The 16,151-nt window shown below is 37.8% G+C and carries 12 protein-coding genes; 5 read left to right on the forward strand and 7 right to left on the reverse strand.

Annotation, left to right across the window (positions count from 1 at the left end; translation table 11 throughout):
- Positions 1–101 precede the first annotated feature (101 nt).
- The 3 genes from BN1225_RS05675 (at position 102) to BN1225_RS05685 (ending at position 3,223) form a co-directional block, all read left to right on the forward strand.
- Positions 102–323: a hypothetical protein gene (locus tag BN1225_RS05675; protein WP_041138824.1), complete on the forward strand. Its 222-nt coding sequence runs from the start codon at positions 102–104 to the stop codon at positions 321–323.
- 367 nt (positions 324–690) lie between these two features.
- Entirely contained in the window at positions 691–921 is a 231-nt protein-coding gene (locus tag BN1225_RS05680; RefSeq protein WP_041138825.1) for a hypothetical protein, read from the forward strand.
- A gap of 91 nt (positions 922–1,012) precedes the next feature.
- Positions 1,013–3,223, forward strand: coding sequence for an InlB B-repeat-containing protein (locus BN1225_RS05685; protein WP_041138826.1), 2,211 nt, complete (start codon positions 1,013–1,015; stop codon positions 3,221–3,223).
- A gap of 272 nt (positions 3,224–3,495) precedes the next feature.
- Here the strand turns inward: BN1225_RS05685 and abc-f are convergent, their stop codons facing one another.
- The 7 genes from abc-f to BN1225_RS05720 all read right to left on the reverse strand — a co-directional run bounded on the left by abc-f (position 3,496) and on the right by BN1225_RS05720 (position 12,261).
- On the reverse strand, positions 3,496–5,082 hold the full coding sequence (gene abc-f / locus BN1225_RS05690) for a ribosomal protection-like ABC-F family protein (protein ID WP_041138827.1): 1,587 nt from the start codon (positions 5,080–5,082) through the stop codon (positions 3,496–3,498).
- A gap of 284 nt (positions 5,083–5,366) precedes the next feature.
- The gene (locus BN1225_RS05695) at positions 5,367–6,974 is read right to left on the reverse strand and encodes a CTP synthase (RefSeq protein ID WP_041138828.1); all 1,608 of its coding nucleotides are present in this window, start codon (positions 6,972–6,974) and stop codon (positions 5,367–5,369) included.
- Positions 6,975–6,986: 12 nt separating this feature from the next.
- Complete coding sequence (locus tag BN1225_RS05700; protein ID WP_041138829.1) at positions 6,987–7,565, reverse strand: ANTAR domain-containing response regulator; 579 nt, start codon at positions 7,563–7,565, stop codon at positions 6,987–6,989.
- A gap of 11 nt (positions 7,566–7,576) precedes the next feature.
- Positions 7,577–8,821 carry a glutamine synthetase family protein gene (locus BN1225_RS05705; RefSeq protein ID WP_041138830.1) on the reverse strand — a complete coding sequence of 415 codons (1,245 nt, stop codon included), beginning with the start codon at positions 8,819–8,821 and terminating at the stop codon, positions 7,577–7,579.
- A gap of 178 nt (positions 8,822–8,999) precedes the next feature.
- Positions 9,000–9,701, reverse strand: a complete 702-nt coding sequence (locus tag BN1225_RS05710; protein WP_041138831.1) for a GltB/FmdC/FwdC-like GXGXG domain-containing protein — start codon at positions 9,699–9,701, stop codon at positions 9,000–9,002.
- A 3-nt stretch (positions 9,702–9,704) separates the two neighbouring features.
- Positions 9,705–11,192: a glutamate synthase-related protein gene (locus BN1225_RS05715; RefSeq protein WP_041138832.1), complete on the reverse strand. Its 1,488-nt coding sequence runs from the start codon at positions 11,190–11,192 to the stop codon at positions 9,705–9,707.
- A complete protein-coding gene (locus BN1225_RS05720) occupies positions 11,179–12,261 on the reverse strand; it encodes a class II glutamine amidotransferase domain-containing protein (RefSeq protein WP_242857696.1) in 1,083 nt (360 codons plus the stop codon). Before BN1225_RS05720 ends, BN1225_RS05715 begins: the two co-directional genes overlap by 14 nt.
- A gap of 299 nt (positions 12,262–12,560) precedes the next feature.
- Between BN1225_RS05720 and BN1225_RS05725 the strand changes: the two genes are divergently transcribed.
- Together BN1225_RS05725 and purF are read left to right on the forward strand one after the other, a co-directional pair.
- Positions 12,561–14,642, forward strand: coding sequence for a glutamine synthetase III family protein (locus BN1225_RS05725; RefSeq protein ID WP_041138833.1), 2,082 nt, complete (start codon positions 12,561–12,563; stop codon positions 14,640–14,642).
- 56 nt (positions 14,643–14,698) lie between these two features.
- The gene (gene purF / locus BN1225_RS05730; RefSeq protein ID WP_041138834.1) at positions 14,699–16,078 is read left to right on the forward strand and encodes an amidophosphoribosyltransferase; all 1,380 of its coding nucleotides are present in this window, start codon (positions 14,699–14,701) and stop codon (positions 16,076–16,078) included.
- The last annotated feature ends 73 nt before the right edge of the window (positions 16,079–16,151 follow it).

Raw genomic sequence — 16,151 nt, forward strand, 5'->3', positions numbered from 1 at the left:
CTTATTATAACTTAGAATAAAGAAAGTGGTCCGAATTATCGGACTATTTTAATCTATCAGAAACTTTCCATTAAAATAATAACTGAAAGGAGTGTCTCTATATGCAGCATGATAATACAAAAGACAAAAAGAAGATTTGGAATTTATGTTATGGATTTTTGATGTTAGAAGAAGAATCATTGGACTCAGTAAAAAAAATCCATTGTAACGGCAAATCCGATTCGTCCCGTACACTAAACAAAATTTATCCGGGGATATGGATTTGGAATTATGAAAAGTTGATGAAGAAAATCAAATGTCATAAAAAAAGAACCAAAGACTGATCCAGGATTCTTCTGCCAACAAATAGAGATTTTTTCTATTTGTTTTTTTACCATTATATTGATTAGCAATCCACAAAAACACTTTTTTAAGTGTTTTTTTATTCTATTTAAAATCTATATTTTTATACATATGAATGACCTATAAATAAAAAAAGAAAATCAAGTAGTACACTACCTGACTGATTAAGAGATGGATTACACTATTATTATATAATCATATTCGACAAAAAAAGTCAAATGATTATTAACAGCTGTAAATTATCGTATTTCTCATAAAAAAATGAATTTTCACAGCAAAATATATATCGTTCATAAAGTGTACATTATGACCTATATTTACATATTTAACCTAGGAGGGAAATAAACGATGGCTGTCAAAAAACATTTAATAGAAGTAATTGCCGATGATTTAGGATGTGAATATGTTTCTGATTTACATATTCCCTATTTGTTAAGTTCCCTGCAAAAAGTCGCAGCTGACTATGACAGTTATACCTATTCATTAAAAGAATGGCAGGAATTAATACGTTATATCAGCAAAACATCTCATCAATTCAAAGATGAAGAAGAGGCTAAACAGTTTTTTATCCATTTATAGGGGACATTAATAATTTGATCTTGGAGCTTTCCCACGACAAAGAAGATGTGATTGGCACTGCAGCTTTGATTATTTAGAAAGGAGAATACATATGAAAAAGCAAATGAAATCAACCGCTTTGTATATTATTATTTTGGGAATGCTGCTTATCAGTGCTTTACCTAATTTAAAAATAGCAAATGCCAGCAGCAATTCTTTAGATACGTTGAATCTCGTCTATGCTGCTCCTACCGTCACTATGGATAAAAAGAGTGTCAAGATTGGAGAGATATTAACCAATACTTTTTCCGGATTATCTTTTGACAAAATCACTTCAGGAGATCAGTTTCAAAAGTTATCAAGTCTGTCCGTAGATATCTACGGTCAAGCTGGATACTACAATCGTGAATGGACATCAATGTCACAAGAGTTTGAAGCTATCATTATTCCCCGCTCATTAGCGAAAGACGTTAGTGGCAATATTAGAGAGACAGATGTAAAAATTACGATTAGCTTTGTTCCAAATCCTGGGGTTAGCTTTGATAAACCTGTCGATATAGTGTATTTACGTACTCAATTTACAGAACATACAGATCAAAGTATTACAATCAGCAAAAATGAAATGCAGCAGTTCGCACAAAATAATGGATACACACTTGAAAATATTTCCAATATAAATGTCAGTTATTCTATTCTTGACGGTGCTGAAAGAATGGGTGCTTTGGATGTAGGTGATATTATATATCAAACAAAAGTAGCAGCAGATAAGTCGCTGATGCGTTCCACAGATTCTTACACACGTACAATTTTCTCAACGAATCCAGGCGGGAACAGCTATTATGATCCAAGCATTACCAATTATTTGTTTCAGGCAAATGCACGCTTCAATACGACAGACATCCAAATAGAAGCTGATAAAAAGCAAGATCTTCTTCCGGGTGATGAACTGGAGATTTTATTCACTCTTGAAAATAACAGTTCCTATTTGAATAATGTTATTTACTTTGGACTGCATGATCTGGAAGATGCCGTCGAATTAGCGGATATTCAAGATGCTTCAACACCTACAGATTTTCTTCCCGGAACGCCTTGGCGTCAAGATATTGCGATCCGCAATGCGTTATTTACAACTGCCAATGCTTGGCTTCCATTAGATAACGGGGATCGCGTCACGGTAAGACTAAAATTAAAAATAAAAGAGGATTATGGTGGATCAAAGATTCGTTTACAGCCATTTACTTATATTAATGGGGATTTTGATGGCAGATCAGATGGAGATATCATTGAATTATCCATTTTAAAGCATACTTTAAAGTTTGAAACAAATGGCGGAAGCAGCATTGACTCCCAACACATCCCACATAATCATTTTGCAAGTGAACCGGCTGCTCCCATCAAAGAAGGCTATACGTTTGACGGCTGGTTTGCCGATGAGCAATGGATGGTACCATGGGATTTTGCAGCCGATAAAGTCACCGCAGATACTACCCTGTATGCTAAATGGACAATCAACACCTATCGTATCTATTTTGAAAGCAATGGCGGAACAGTGATTGCTCCACTAAATGATGTTGCTTTTGGCACTTTGCTTTCACAACCAACTCCACCAACCAGAGAAGGACACACATTTGCCGGATGGTATACAGATGAACAATTAACCAAATCGTGGGATTTTGCAGCCGATACAGTGACCGGCAATACAACGCTTTATGCAAAGTGGATTCTAAATACATATGATGTTTACTTTGAAAGCAATGGCGGAACAGCGATTACTCCGCTAAGTGATGTTGCTTTTGGGACTTTGCTTTCACAGCCGACTTTGCCAACCAGAGAAGGATACACATTTGCTGGATGGTATACAGATAAACAATTAACGAAACCATGGGATTTTGCAGCCGATAAAGTCACCGCAGATACTACCCTTTATGCAAAATGGATTATAAATACATACAATATCTATTTTGAAACCAATGGGGGAACACTCATTGCACCGTTAAATGGTATTGCTTTTGGAAGCTTACTCACACAGCCCAATCCACCAGTCAAGGAAGGTTATCTGTTTGGTGGTTGGTTTACAGACGAACAACTGACCAAACTTTGGGATTTTACAGGGGATAAAGTGACCGGAACGATGACACTTTATGCAAGCTGGATAAAACAGGGGATTATACCGCCAACACTTCCGGAACAACCCAACCATGAGTCTTATGATAAAGTAGATACAAAAGATCGTTCTGATTTGGAACTTTATTTAGTTGCCGGGGCATTTTCCGGTGGCACCATGCTTTATTTATTCTTAAAAAGAAAAATAAAAAAATCATAAGATAAAAACTTAATAACTAAACCAAAATAAAAGATGAAAAAGGAATTGATTCTACCCAGCAGAACCAGTTCCTTTTTGCTTATAAACATTAACAAAAGAAGCATAAATTTAAAAAGATAGGCTTATTGCTCGACCAAAATAGGGATTCATTCCTCTTTTGCCAATTTCGCTCCTCTTAGAATGATTTTGTTATCCACATTCTTTATATTGAAAAAAACTGTATAAATTAAGCATGAGTGCTTAACCGATACAGTTTGGACCAATAATTTTATTTATTCATATTCCATGTAGGCATCATAGATCGTTCCATCTTTTATCTCTAATCTGCGTTTTGCCAGTTTATCAATAAAATATCGATCATGGGATACAAACAGCAATGTTCCATTATAATCCAGTAATGCCTGTTCCAGAATTTCCCTTGTTTCAATATCAATATGATTGGTCGGTTCATCTAAGATCAGGAAATTCACTTCATTTTGCATTAAGATTGCCAGTTTCAATAATACTTTTTCACCACCGGACAAATTTCCCACCCGTTTAAACACTTGATCTTTATAAAAAGCATATTTCGCTAAAATGCTTCTGGCTTCGCCTTCAAAACTAGGGCATTCTTTCTGGAATGAAAGCAGAATCGAATCCTGATCATCTTTAAAATGAATTTCCTGGGGAATATAGCCGATATTTGCCGTTTCAGCGATGTTCAGCTCTCCCTCATACGCTGTCAAATCTCCTAATAAGGCTTTGATGAACGAGGTTTTACCTGAACCGTTATTCCCTAACAGGACAATTTTCTCTTTATAATATAACGTAAAACTGGCTTTTGAAAATAGAGTCAAATCCCCAAAAGAGATGCCGAAATCCTTTACCTTCAAAACTTCATTGCTGCTTCGCTTTCCGGCAAAATAAACCGGGACTTTCTTTTTCTCTAACTGCGGCTTTTCAAGAATTTCCATCTTTTCGAGACGTTTCTCCAGTTCTTTTGCCTTTTTAAAGAATTTTTCATTATCCCCCTGATTTCCCCAATCGCGAAAGCGTTTGATTGAAGCCTTCATTGCCTCGATCTTTTTTTGCTGAGTTTTGTATTGTTCAAACTCCAACAGCAATAAGCGTTCCTGCTCTTTCATACTATAAGAATAATTCCCATGAAACAGACGGCTTTCACCACTTTCTAATACAATCGTTTTATTGGTCACTCGATCTAAGAAATAACGGTCATGGGAAATAATCACCACCGTTCCCTGATATTTATTCAAATAGTTTTCCAGCCATTCCAACATCACAATATCTAGGTGATTGGTGGGTTCATCTAACAAAAGAATATCCGGTTCACTTAAAATCAGCTTCGCTAAATTAACGACGGTCTTTTGTCCTCCGCTAAGTAAAGAAAAGGGCTGATCTAAAATACCTTGCAGTTTAAATCCGGTAATGACCTTATTCAGTTTTTCTTCTACTTCATATCCCCCTAAAGCGATATAGTGATTTTGGATGTTGGCATATTTATTTAATAAAGAGGCATTAGTTCCGTCCTGACTCATCTCAATTTCCAATGAACGCATCCTCTGTTCGATCTCTTGAATTTCAAAAAAAGTTTCCATCAACAGATCTCTTGCAGTACTATCCTTATTTTCAATTGCCGGAATTTGTTCCAAATAGCCGACAGTTGCTTGTCTGCGAATCGTGACAGCCCCGGAATCTGGAAATTCCTGTTTCATCATCATCTTAAACAGTGTTGATTTCCCACTGCCATTTTTACCTACAATCCCTACATGATCTCCGGTTAATATCTCAAAGCTGACATCTTGCAGGACTTGTTTATATCCAAAGTTTTTGCATATCTTATGCATTCCTATTTCTATCATTTTATTTGCTCCTTTATTTTAGTTAAAATCTTAAAATAAACAGAGCCTAAGAGGAATAGGATTAGACGATCTTCATCATCACTTCGCACAGAAGAGGTTTCCCCTTCTTATCGCCTAGCCTATTTTACAGACTCTGTACGAAGCTGAGTGCCTGCGATTCTGCGGCAGAATAACCTTAGAATCATATTGACCACCTCCATATATCTCATATTATCTTCACTTTATCACAGATGATGGGTATTGCCTACTAATTCTCTTTATTTTATAAAAAAACCATATCTTCCTTATTGAGATATGGTTTTGGCTGCTTGGATAAATGATTTAAACAAAGGATGCGGACGATTAGGTCGGCTCTTGAATTCCGGATGAAACTGAACAGCAACATAGAAAGGATGATCTTTTAATTCAATCGCTTCAACTAATTCATTATCTTTATGACGATAAGTCCCAACTATTGCCATTCCCGCATCTTCAAATAATTGACGATAATCATTATTAAATTCATAACGATGACGATGACGTTCCATGACATCCGACAGCTGATAGATTGTTTCTAAACGGCTGTTAGGGCGAATATGGCACGGATAAGCACCTAAACGCATTGTTCCGCCTTTATTTTCAACATTCTTTTGATCTTCCATGACATCAATGACATAGTGATCGCTCTTGGTTTGAAATTCACTTGATGTGGCATCGGCATAATTCAAGACATGGCGGGCAAATTCAATACAGGCAATCTGCATCCCCAAACAAATTCCTAAATAAGGGATATGATGTGTGCGGGCATACTCTGCCGTTTTGATCTTCCCTTCAATTCCACGATAACCAAAACCGCCGGGAATCAAAATACCTTTGCAATCCTTTAAAACAGCTAGAGAAGCGTCATCTGTGATTGATTCACTGTCCACCCATTTAATTTCCACCTTGCAGTTATTGGCGGTTCCGGCATGATGAAGGGACTCTACAACCGATAAATAGGCATCATGAAGTTCTGTATACTTACCTACCATCGCAATATTAATCGTTTCTTTTACGTTCTTTTCACATTCAATCAATTGCTGCCATTCCTTCAAATCAACCGATTGCGGCGATAAATACAGTTTTTCACAAACGATATCCGCTAAATGAGCGTCTTCTAGCATAGGTACAACTTCATATAAAGAAGAAACATCATAATTATTGATGACACATCTTTCTTCAATATTACAGAATTGAGAAATTTTTCGGCAAATCGATGAAGGCAAAGGGGTCTCACTGCGGGCAATCAGAATATCACTCATGATGCCATAAGACTGTAACTCTTTGATGGAATGCTGAGTAGGCTTTGACTTAAATTCCTTGCTCATTTTTAAATAAGGTACCAGTGTCACATGGATATATAAACAATCCTGCTTCCCTTTTTCCTGAATGATCTGACGAATCGCTTCTAAAAAAGGCTGACTTTCGATATCCCCGACAGTTCCTCCTATCTCACAGATCAAGACGTCACATTCACTCTTTTGGGCAGCTAAATAAATATTACGCTTAATCTCATTGGTAATATGGGGAATGACTTGCGCTGTCTGTCCTAAAAATTCCCCTTTTCTTTCCTTATTAATCACGTGATGATAGACTTTCCCACTGGTAATATTGCTGTATTTATTCAAATTGACATCCATGAAACGTTCATAATGTCCTAAATCCAGATCCGTTTCTGCTCCATCTTCACTGACAAATACTTCTCCATGTTCTAAGGGGCTCATGGTTCCCGGGTCTACATTTAAGTAAGGATCAAGTTTTTGTGCACTGACCTTGATTCCTCTGGCGATTAATAATCTTCCTAAAGAAGCGGCAGTGATTCCTTTTCCTAATCCCGAAACCACGCCGCCACTCACAAATATAAATTTACACATATAAGATCCTTTCTAAATACTCTGATAGCGTTGAATAATGTCAGTGGCAATCTGTTTTCTTGTTTTCCGTTCATCCATCGCACTTTTTTCAATAAAGCGATGAGCCTTCGCTTCTGTCAGGAATTCGTTTTCCATCAATAAGCATTTCGCCAGATCCACTAATTTTATTTCCGCTATTTTATTTTTTAATTTTTTCTGTTCTTTCTGATAATTTTGAAAGCGAAAAGAATTCGCTCTTAAAAACGACAGTAACTGAGTCAAGATTTCCTTTTGAACCGGTTTACTCAAAACGAAAACCCCGTATTTTTCCACTCTCTCACGCACCGAATATACATATTTACCGGCTATAAGCAATAAAATATTCAAATCCGGATAACGATTCAGCAATTTTAAAACATACGCTATTTCATGCTGATCTAAAGTAAACGGGAGATCGATCAGAACTGTATCAATTGAATGCAGTACTATACTTTTCGTAACCTCTTCCTTACATTTCGCTAAGATGACTTCACTAGAATAAGTATCTTGAACGATCGCTTTCAACTGCATAAAACGATCTAATTTTGTTGTGCAGATCAATATCTTCAGCATTGATTAGGCCACTATTGCCGACAAAGCAACTGAGTTCTGCTTTCTACATAATAGTCAATCACAGATGAAGGGAGGGTTTGTTTTATAAATTCACTGTTTTTAGTGATATCAATCGCTTCTTTCAAAGTTTTAGGCAGCGTATCCAATGCACTTTGATTTATTTCTAAATTCGTTTTGCATTCTTCCATCAGTTCCATTTTCTTTTCAATGCCGTCCATTCCTGCGGCAACCAATAAATTCACCGCTAAATAAGGATTGCACAGGGGATCGCTGTTTCGTACTTCACAGCGGACTAAATGATCTTCTACTTTAGGAACACGAACCAAAGTTGTACGATTTGAATAAGACCAAGAAATATATTTAGGTGCCTTGTCCTCTCCTAAGCGCTGATAAGAGTTATTTTCGGGATTTAAAAACAATGTCATTTCTTTACTATGCGCTAAAATTCCCGCAATAAAGTGTTTTAATAGATCCGGCTGTTCCAATTTAAAACTATTTTTCCCGTTTTGTGCCAATGATAGATTGATATGAAGTCCGCTTCCGCTTGCGGATTTTATTGGCTTAGGTAAAAATGAAGCATATAAACCATGTAATTCAGAAATTGTCTGAACTGCCCATTTAAACGTAATCAGCTGATCACACGCAGTCAAACCATCACGATATTGAAAATCAATTTCATTTTGTCCGGGACCTTGTTCATGATGTGAACTCTCAGGTTCGATTCCCATTTCCTCTAAAGTCAGGCAAATGTCACGGCGGACATCTTCGCCCTTGTCCAAAGGTGCCATATCGAAATAGCCTCCCTGATCATGAGGAATCCATGTTGGGTTGCCTTGTTCATCTGTTTTAAACAGATAGAACTCACATTCTGTTCCACACAAAACTTGATATCCCGCTTGTCTTACTTTAGCTAAACGCTGTTTCAATAAACTGCGGCAATCTGCTTGCAATGGGGTTTTATCGGTATGATGGACACTGCAGAAAAAACGAATAACACTGCCGTTTTGCGGACGCCAAGGCAAGATATCGAAAGTAGATGAATCCGGCATTAAAAGCAGATCCGATGCTTCAATATTACTAAAGCCGGCAATGGCACTGCCATCAAAGAGAATTCCTTCTTCAAAGATACGTGGCAGCTGGTGGGGCATAACGGAGATATTTTTTTGATTCCCTAACAGATCACAAAAGGCTAAGCGAATAAATTTAACATCGTGTTCTTCAATAAACTCTAATATTTCCTGAATCGTATGGTTCATATACGTTCCTCCTTCATAAATGAAAAAGCGATCTTAACGGGTCAATAAAAAATGATTTTCATCCCCATATAAGAACGCCTTTGTTCTGTATTACACAGGAATATAATAGGGAATCGTTCTATATTTGTCAAGAAAAAACTTTGTTATTTCCATGCTTTTATCAATTTTTGTAAATACGTTAGTTTTTTACGTATAACCCTTCGTAAGGATTAATCTGCGGTATTTCCAACTGATAAAAAATACCTTCTTTCAAATGCATAGGATCACGTTTCATATAATAAGCAAAACGATCAATCAGCTGATTAATTTTTTGCAGCTGTTCCGGATCAACTTGTCTAAACCGTGGATCGTTTGATACATTATCCAACCTAAAATAAATGGTACCGCCATGTGCCCCTGCCCCACAAAAGCGACCAAAAGGTAAAGCTTTATGAAACTGATTTAAGACTAAAATGGTACCACCGGCATTATATTCTCCCAAAAAGTCTCCGGCACTTCCACCGATGACCAAAACAGAATGTAAATGATGATATTGTTTCATATGGACTCCACAGCGGCTGCCACAGTTTCCATCTACATATATTTCTCCGCCACGCATCCCATAAGCTAAAGCATCCCCGCAATGACCATGAATAACAAGCCGGCCACTGCTCATTGTATTTCCGCAGGCTTCCTGAGCATTACCGTATAATTCTATTTCTGCTCCATCTAAAAATCCCCCTAAAACATTTCCGGGATAGCCATAAAAAATATAATGTCCTTTTGTGAGAGCATTTCCCAAATAACGCTGTCCTAATAAATGATGAACCTCACATTCTTCATTTTGACTTAGGTAATGATTGATCTGCTGTGTTGTTTTATTTGTCGCATCTATTTTCATTGTTTACCTCCCTGCATGTTTTACTCCTAAAATATCTAATTCTTCTGCCGATAAATGAATGCCTCTTAGCATCAGACGGTTTCCTCTTAAAGATTCAATGGCATTTATCCCCATACCACCCATCATTTCCTGTATTTCTCTCGTCCATGCTTGTATCAGATTCACTAACTGCTGTGCCCCTTTTTTGGCATTTAGTCGTCTGCATAAGCTTTCCTCTTGGGTGGCGATTCCCCAGTTGCAAGTACCACTCATGCAGTCTGAACATAAGTGACACCCTAAAGCAATCAATGCCGCTGTCCCAATCGCAACAGCATCTGCTCCTAAAGCAATCGCTTTTACGACATCAGCACTATGGCGAATTCCACCGGCAGCAATTAGGGAAACATTTTCACGAATGCCTTCTTTTCTCAAAGTCTCATCTACACTCGCTAGCGCAAGTTCGATTGGGATTCCCACATGATCACGTATACGTGTTGGGGCTGCACCTGTTCCTCCTTTGAATCCGTCAATATAAATAATATCTGCCCCGCTTCTTGCAATGCCGCTGCAGATAGCCGCAATATTATGGACTGCCGCCACTTTTACAATAATCGGCTTCTGATGATGGGTCGCTTCTTTTAATGAATCCACTAACTGCTTTAAATCTTCAATCGAATAAATATCGTGATGAGGAGCCGGTGAAATGGATTCACTGTATTCTTTTATACGGCGCGTTTTGCTTACCAGTCCTTTATTTTTAATGCTGGGCAAGTGTCCGCCTATTCCCGGTTTTGCTCCCTGACCTATCTTAATTTCAACAGCCGCCGAATGATTCAAATAAGACGGATCAATGCCAAAACGTCCGCTCGCTACCTGTACAATAATCGAATCTTGATCTTTATAGAACGCTTCTAACAGCCCTCCTTCACCGCAATTATAGTAAATGCCTAATTCTTTTGCCGCCTCTAATAAAGCTTGATGAGCGTTAAAAGAAATAGATCCAAACGACATCGCAGAAAATAAAATAGGGGTGTTGAGTTTAAGGCTCGGATATTCTTCTATTTCCAGTTTCCCCTCCTGACTACGTTTAACGTCATGTGTTCGCTTTCCTAGAAATGTAGTAGTTTCAATAGGTTCACGCAATGGATCTATGCTTGGATTTGTGACCTGTGACGCATTCAATAAAAGATGATCAAAATAAATCGGGTAAGACTGCTGAGTTCCCATTGATGATAATAATATTCCTCCACTGTTTGCCTGCTTGCTGATTTCTTCAATGATTTGTTGTGACCATAAGGGATGAGGATGAAATACATTCTCTTCTTTTATGATGGATAAAGCATTACAGTGACAAAATTCTACACAACGCTGACAATTCACACAGTGCTGATGACGAATCTTGATTTGGTCTTGGTCTTGATAATGTACTTTATTTGCACATTGAGAAATACATCCCCCGCATTGATCACATAAACGCTCATCACGTACTACTTTAAATTTACCCTTTTTCATAATGATTAACCTCCCGATTTTTAATAAACGGTTTTCCGCCCTCTAAGCTGTAAATACTGTCGAGTTCCATCTGCATCGCTCGAACCGCACTCTCTTCGCTCGCCAAATAATAGCTTTGTCCTTTTTGACCGATCATCAATGCACGCAGTTTTAATCGGTCATTTAAAGCAAAAATGCCTTGTTCATGTCCCAAAATAATACTGAAAGGTCCGGTGATTAAAAATGAACCAAAGTTTTTTCTTAACTGTGTATAATAGCAACGTTTGCTTTTTTCCATTTTATCTATCTCACTATATAAAGGCGCCGCTAAAATATCTGCACATTCTTCAAAAGTCAGCCCTTTTTCATGATTGAGATAAGAAAGAAGATAAGTGATAACCTCTGTATCTGTCAGTAAACAGCAAGGATATCCTAATGGCTCAATATAACGACGGTTCGTATCATAAGAAGAAATCTCACCGTTATGCACTAAAGCAAAGTCCAGCATTCCAAATGGATGTGCACCTGCCCACCACCCCGGTGTATTCGTAGGATAACGACCATGCGCGATCCAAGTTGAAGCATAATATGTATCCAGTTGAAAAAAATCGGCAATATCTTCAGGATATCCCACGCCTTTAAAGATTCCCATATTCTTTCCACATGAAAAAATATAAGCTCCCTGTATTTCTTGATTGATCTTAAAAAAGGCTTGGATCAACTTTGTTTCAAACTCTTTCTTATTTCCTTCTTCTTTAATAAAATAACGCCAGATCAAAGGAACATCTTTATTGATTACACATTGGTTTGTGGGAATTTCCTCTTTTTTTAAACATATAAATTCTTTTTCTAAAAAACATTCTGCTTTTTCTTTAGCGGTTACATCATCATAAAAAAGATGAAGTGCATAATCCTCCCGATGTGCTGGATAAATCCCATAACCCACAAAACCGCCTCCCAGCCCGTTTGAGCGATCATGCATAAGCTGCATTGCCTTTTTTATTCTTGTTCCGTTTTCAAGATGTCCGTCACTATGAAAAATACAAGCAATGGCACAGCCTGATGAATTTTTAAATTGTCCCTCTCTCATGTTTACCTCCATAAAAAAAGCAAAGGAAATGATACACAAAAAATGTGCATCAGCGCCTTTGCTGAAATGATATTGAATACAATATAAGATAAATAAACCTCTGCTGTCAACACATTATAACAAATTTTATAATATTTATTCCTAAAATTCTAAATATTAAATATTTTTAATAAAATACACAAAAAGGAATTGACACAAAGAAAATCAATGTTATAATGATTGCATACAAAGCAAGGGCGCTAGACACATTGTGTTTAGCGTCCTTTTTTCTTTGTGCTAATAAACAAGGAGGAACGACAATGAGAGAGATTAAACAAACTTTTGGATCGATGGTATTTAATGAAACCGTTATGCAGGAACGATTGCCTAAAGAGGTGTATAGGAAACTGCAAAAAACGATGAATGAAGGAAAAGTATTAGATGTTGAAATTGCCAGTGCCGTAGCCAATGCCATGAAAGATTGGGCGATTGAAAAAGGAGCTACGCATTATACTCACTGGTTTCAGCCAATGACTGGAATTACTGCCGAAAAACATGAGGCGTTTATAACTCCCGGTAATGGCGGCATCTTATTGGAATTTTCCGGTAAGGAATTAATTAAAGGAGAACCGGATGCTTCCAGCTTTCCTAATGGTGGACTGCGTGCAACATTTGAAGCTCGAGGTTATACCACTTGGGATCCTACTTCATATGCATTTATTAAAGATAAGACATTATGTATTCCGACTGCCTTTTGCACATTTGATGGTTTGTCATTAGATAAAAAAACACCGCTTTTACGCTCAATGGAATTGATTCATCAGCAGGCAATGCGTATTATACGTTTATTTGATCATGAAGGGATTACTCGTGTTACCACAACCGTAGGAAGTGAACAGGAATATTTCCTAGTAGACCGTCATCTTTATGAACAACGCCCAGATTTAGTGTTATGCAAAAGAACATTATTCGGTGCACCCGCTCCTCGTGGTCAGGAATTAGAAGACCATTATTTTGGGATGATCAATGAAAGAGTAAAAGCTTATATGCAGGAAGTCGATGAGGAACTATGGAAATTAGGTGTCTTTGCGAAAACAGAGCATAAGGAAGTCGCTCCCGCTCAGTTTGAGTTAGCTCCTATTTTCACCACTGCCAACATTGCTGCTGACCATAATCAGCTGATGATGGAAGTCTTGCAGAAAGTTGCTCTGAAACATGGCTATGAATGTCTGCTTCACGAAAAGCCCTATGAAGGCATCAACGGAAGCGGAAAACATAATAACTGGTCCATCGTGACGAATAATGGGATTAATTTGTTAGAACCGGGAAAAACACCGGAAAAGAATGCACGTTTCTTATTATTTTTAACAGCGATCATCAAAGCTGTTGATGACTATCAGGATTTACTGCGAGTAAGTGTGGCAACAGCGGGAAATGATCATCGTTTAGGAGCCAATGAAGCACCGCCTGCCATCGTTTCCATCTTCCTGGGAACGGAATTAACCAATATCTTAGAAGCCCTAGAACAGGATCTTCCCTATAATCAAACGTATGAAAGGTCAATGCAGATCGGTGTCGATGTACTGCCGGAATTTCCAAAAGATACGACGGATCGTAATCGAACTTCTCCCTTTGCCTTTACCGGAAACAAATTTGAATTCCGTATGCTGGGATCTTCTCTCTCAATCTCATGTCCGAATATTATCTTGAATACCATTGTTGCGGATGCTTTAAGTCAATTTGCCGATCGTTTGGAAAAAAGCACAGATTTTAAACAGGATCTCAATAAATTAATCAAAGAGACCCTTCATCAGCATAAACGTATTATTTTTAATGGCAACGGTTATGGCGAGGAATGGGTTGAAGAAGCAAAACAAAGAGGTTTATTGAATATTGAAAATACCGCCAAAGCGATTCCTTATTATATTGCCGATAAAAATGTTAAATTGTTTACTAAATATCAGATCTATACCAAAGAAGAAATGTTTGCAAGGGATGAAATCTTATTTGATACCTATTCTAAAACATTGCACATTGAGGCAAATACGATGATTCGCATGGCGAGTCAAGATATCCTGCCAGCTGCAATTCGCTATCAAAAAGAATTGCTGACAACACTGCAAATGAAAAAACAATTATCACTGGAAAGTGATCCAGCTGAACGCCCCCTGTATGATACCTTATCTAAAGAAATCAAGGACTTTACCCTTGCTATTCAACAGGTTAAAGAGATTTTAGAAACAACAAAGGGATTGCCGGTTCATCAAATCTCTTCTATTTATGCAGATAAGCTGATTCCATTAATGGACACTCTGCGCCAACATGGGGATCATTTAGAAGAAATGGTGGATCGCCAAACATGGCCATATCCTCAATATACCGATTTATTGTATCGTATTTAATCATTGCTCCTGTATATAAAATATACAGGAGATCATTTGTTTAAAAAGGAGAAAACATGGAACAAGAACTACATGAAGAATGCGGAGTTTTTGGTATTTATGGTTCAAAAAATGCCGCTAATATCACTTATTACGGATTACATAGCTTGCAGCATCGGGGACAGGAAGCCACCGGCATCTTAGTTAAAAATGAACATGAATTTACACTTTACAAAGGAGAAGGACTGGTCAGTGAAGTATTCAACGCAAAAAAAATCAGTCAGCTAAACGGTGATATTGCAATCGGACATGTCCGTTATTCAACTGCCGGAGGAGGAGGCATTGCCAATGTACAGCCGTTATTATTTAGAACCATGCATGGATCATTGGGCATTGCCCATAATGGCAACATTGTTAATTCCAATCCCTTAAAAGAACAATTGGAAAAACAGGGGAGCATCTTTTCTTCAACCTCAGACACAGAAATCTTAGCTCATCTGATCAAACGAGCATCAGGCCGAATGATTGATCGCGTATGCATTTCACTCTCACAGTTAGAGGGTTCCTTTGCTTTTTTAATTTTAATGGATCACGCCCTTTTCATTGCCAGAGATCGATATGGCTTACGCCCGCTTTCCATCGGGCAAATGAGTGATGGTGCCTATGTGGTCGCATCTGAAACCTGTGCTTTTGAAGTAATTGGGGCTAAATTCATTCGTGATGTTCAGCCGGGGGAAGTCATTCGTATTAAAGACGGCCAATTAAAGTCCACTTTTTATACGAAAAATACAACACATCATCTTTGTGCAATGGAGTATATTTATTTTTCACGTCCGGACAGTCATTTAGAAAAGATCAATGTCCATACAACCAGAAAACAAGCAGGAAAGATTTTGTATGAAGAAGCTCCCGTCCAAGATATTGACGTTGTTATCGGGGTGCCGGATTCATCGATTTCCGCCGCTATCGGCTATGCCGAAGCTGCTAAAGCTCCCTATGAAATCGGCTTGATAAAAAACAAATATGTGGGCAGAACCTTTATTCAACCTACTCAGCAAATGCGCGAACAAGGCGTACGCATGAAGCTTTCCGTTATCTCCTCCATTGTCAAAGATAAAAAAGTAGTCATGTTAGATGATTCCATCGTACGTGGGACCACTTCTAAACGCATCGTCGGTCTATTAAAGGAAGCCGGAGCAAAAGAAGTTCATGTGCGAATTGCTTCTCCGGCGATTCGTTTCCCTTGTTTTTATGGTGTTGATACTTCGACGGTGGAGGAACTCATTTCAAGAAAGATGACCATTGATCAATTATGTCAGTATATTGGGGCAGACTCTTTAGCTTTCATCAGTGAAAAAGGGATTCAGACCGCCATTTATAAAGATCATCCGCAAGGCTTATGTATGGCATGTTTTAACGGCCGCTATGTAACCGATTTGTATGATAATGAAGTTTAAAAATCTTATTTCTTTTCTTTATTATTCATTATATATCCAAAATGGTTGACTCCATTTATTCCTTATAAATACC

Origin of the sequence: Beduini massiliensis (genome assembly GCF_000829905.1) — a bacterium.
In the GTDB taxonomy this organism is placed as follows: domain Bacteria; phylum Bacillota_I; class Bacilli_A; order Erysipelotrichales; family Coprobacillaceae; genus Beduini; species Beduini massiliensis.

Excerpts from the sequence above, each read along its gene's own strand:
- BN1225_RS05705 (WP_041138830.1), bottom strand. The coding sequence starts at position 8,821 with ATGAACCATACGATTCAGGAAATATTAGAGTTTATTGAAGAACACGAT.
- BN1225_RS05715 (WP_041138832.1), bottom strand. The coding sequence starts at position 11,192 with ATGAAAAAGGGTAAATTTAAAGTAGTACGTGATGAGCGTTTATGTGAT.
- BN1225_RS05710 (WP_041138831.1), bottom strand. The coding sequence starts at position 9,701 with ATGAAAATAGATGCGACAAATAAAACAACACAGCAGATCAATCATTAC.
- BN1225_RS05680 (WP_041138825.1), top strand. The coding sequence starts at position 691 with ATGGCTGTCAAAAAACATTTAATAGAAGTAATTGCCGATGATTTAGGA.
- BN1225_RS05675 (WP_041138824.1), top strand. The coding sequence starts at position 102 with ATGCAGCATGATAATACAAAAGACAAAAAGAAGATTTGGAATTTATGT.
- BN1225_RS05720 (WP_242857696.1), bottom strand. The coding sequence starts at position 12,261 with ATGAGAGAGGGACAATTTAAAAATTCATCAGGCTGTGCCATTGCTTGT.
- BN1225_RS05695 (WP_041138828.1), bottom strand. The coding sequence starts at position 6,974 with ATGTGTAAATTTATATTTGTGAGTGGCGGCGTGGTTTCGGGATTAGGA.
- BN1225_RS05700 (WP_041138829.1), bottom strand. The coding sequence starts at position 7,565 with ATGCTGAAGATATTGATCTGCACAACAAAATTAGATCGTTTTATGCAG.
- purF (WP_041138834.1), top strand. The coding sequence starts at position 14,699 with ATGGAACAAGAACTACATGAAGAATGCGGAGTTTTTGGTATTTATGGT.
- BN1225_RS05725 (WP_041138833.1), top strand. The coding sequence starts at position 12,561 with ATGAGAGAGATTAAACAAACTTTTGGATCGATGGTATTTAATGAAACC.
- BN1225_RS05685 (WP_041138826.1), top strand. The coding sequence starts at position 1,013 with ATGAAAAAGCAAATGAAATCAACCGCTTTGTATATTATTATTTTGGGA.
- abc-f (WP_041138827.1), bottom strand. The coding sequence starts at position 5,082 with ATGATAGAAATAGGAATGCATAAGATATGCAAAAACTTTGGATATAAA.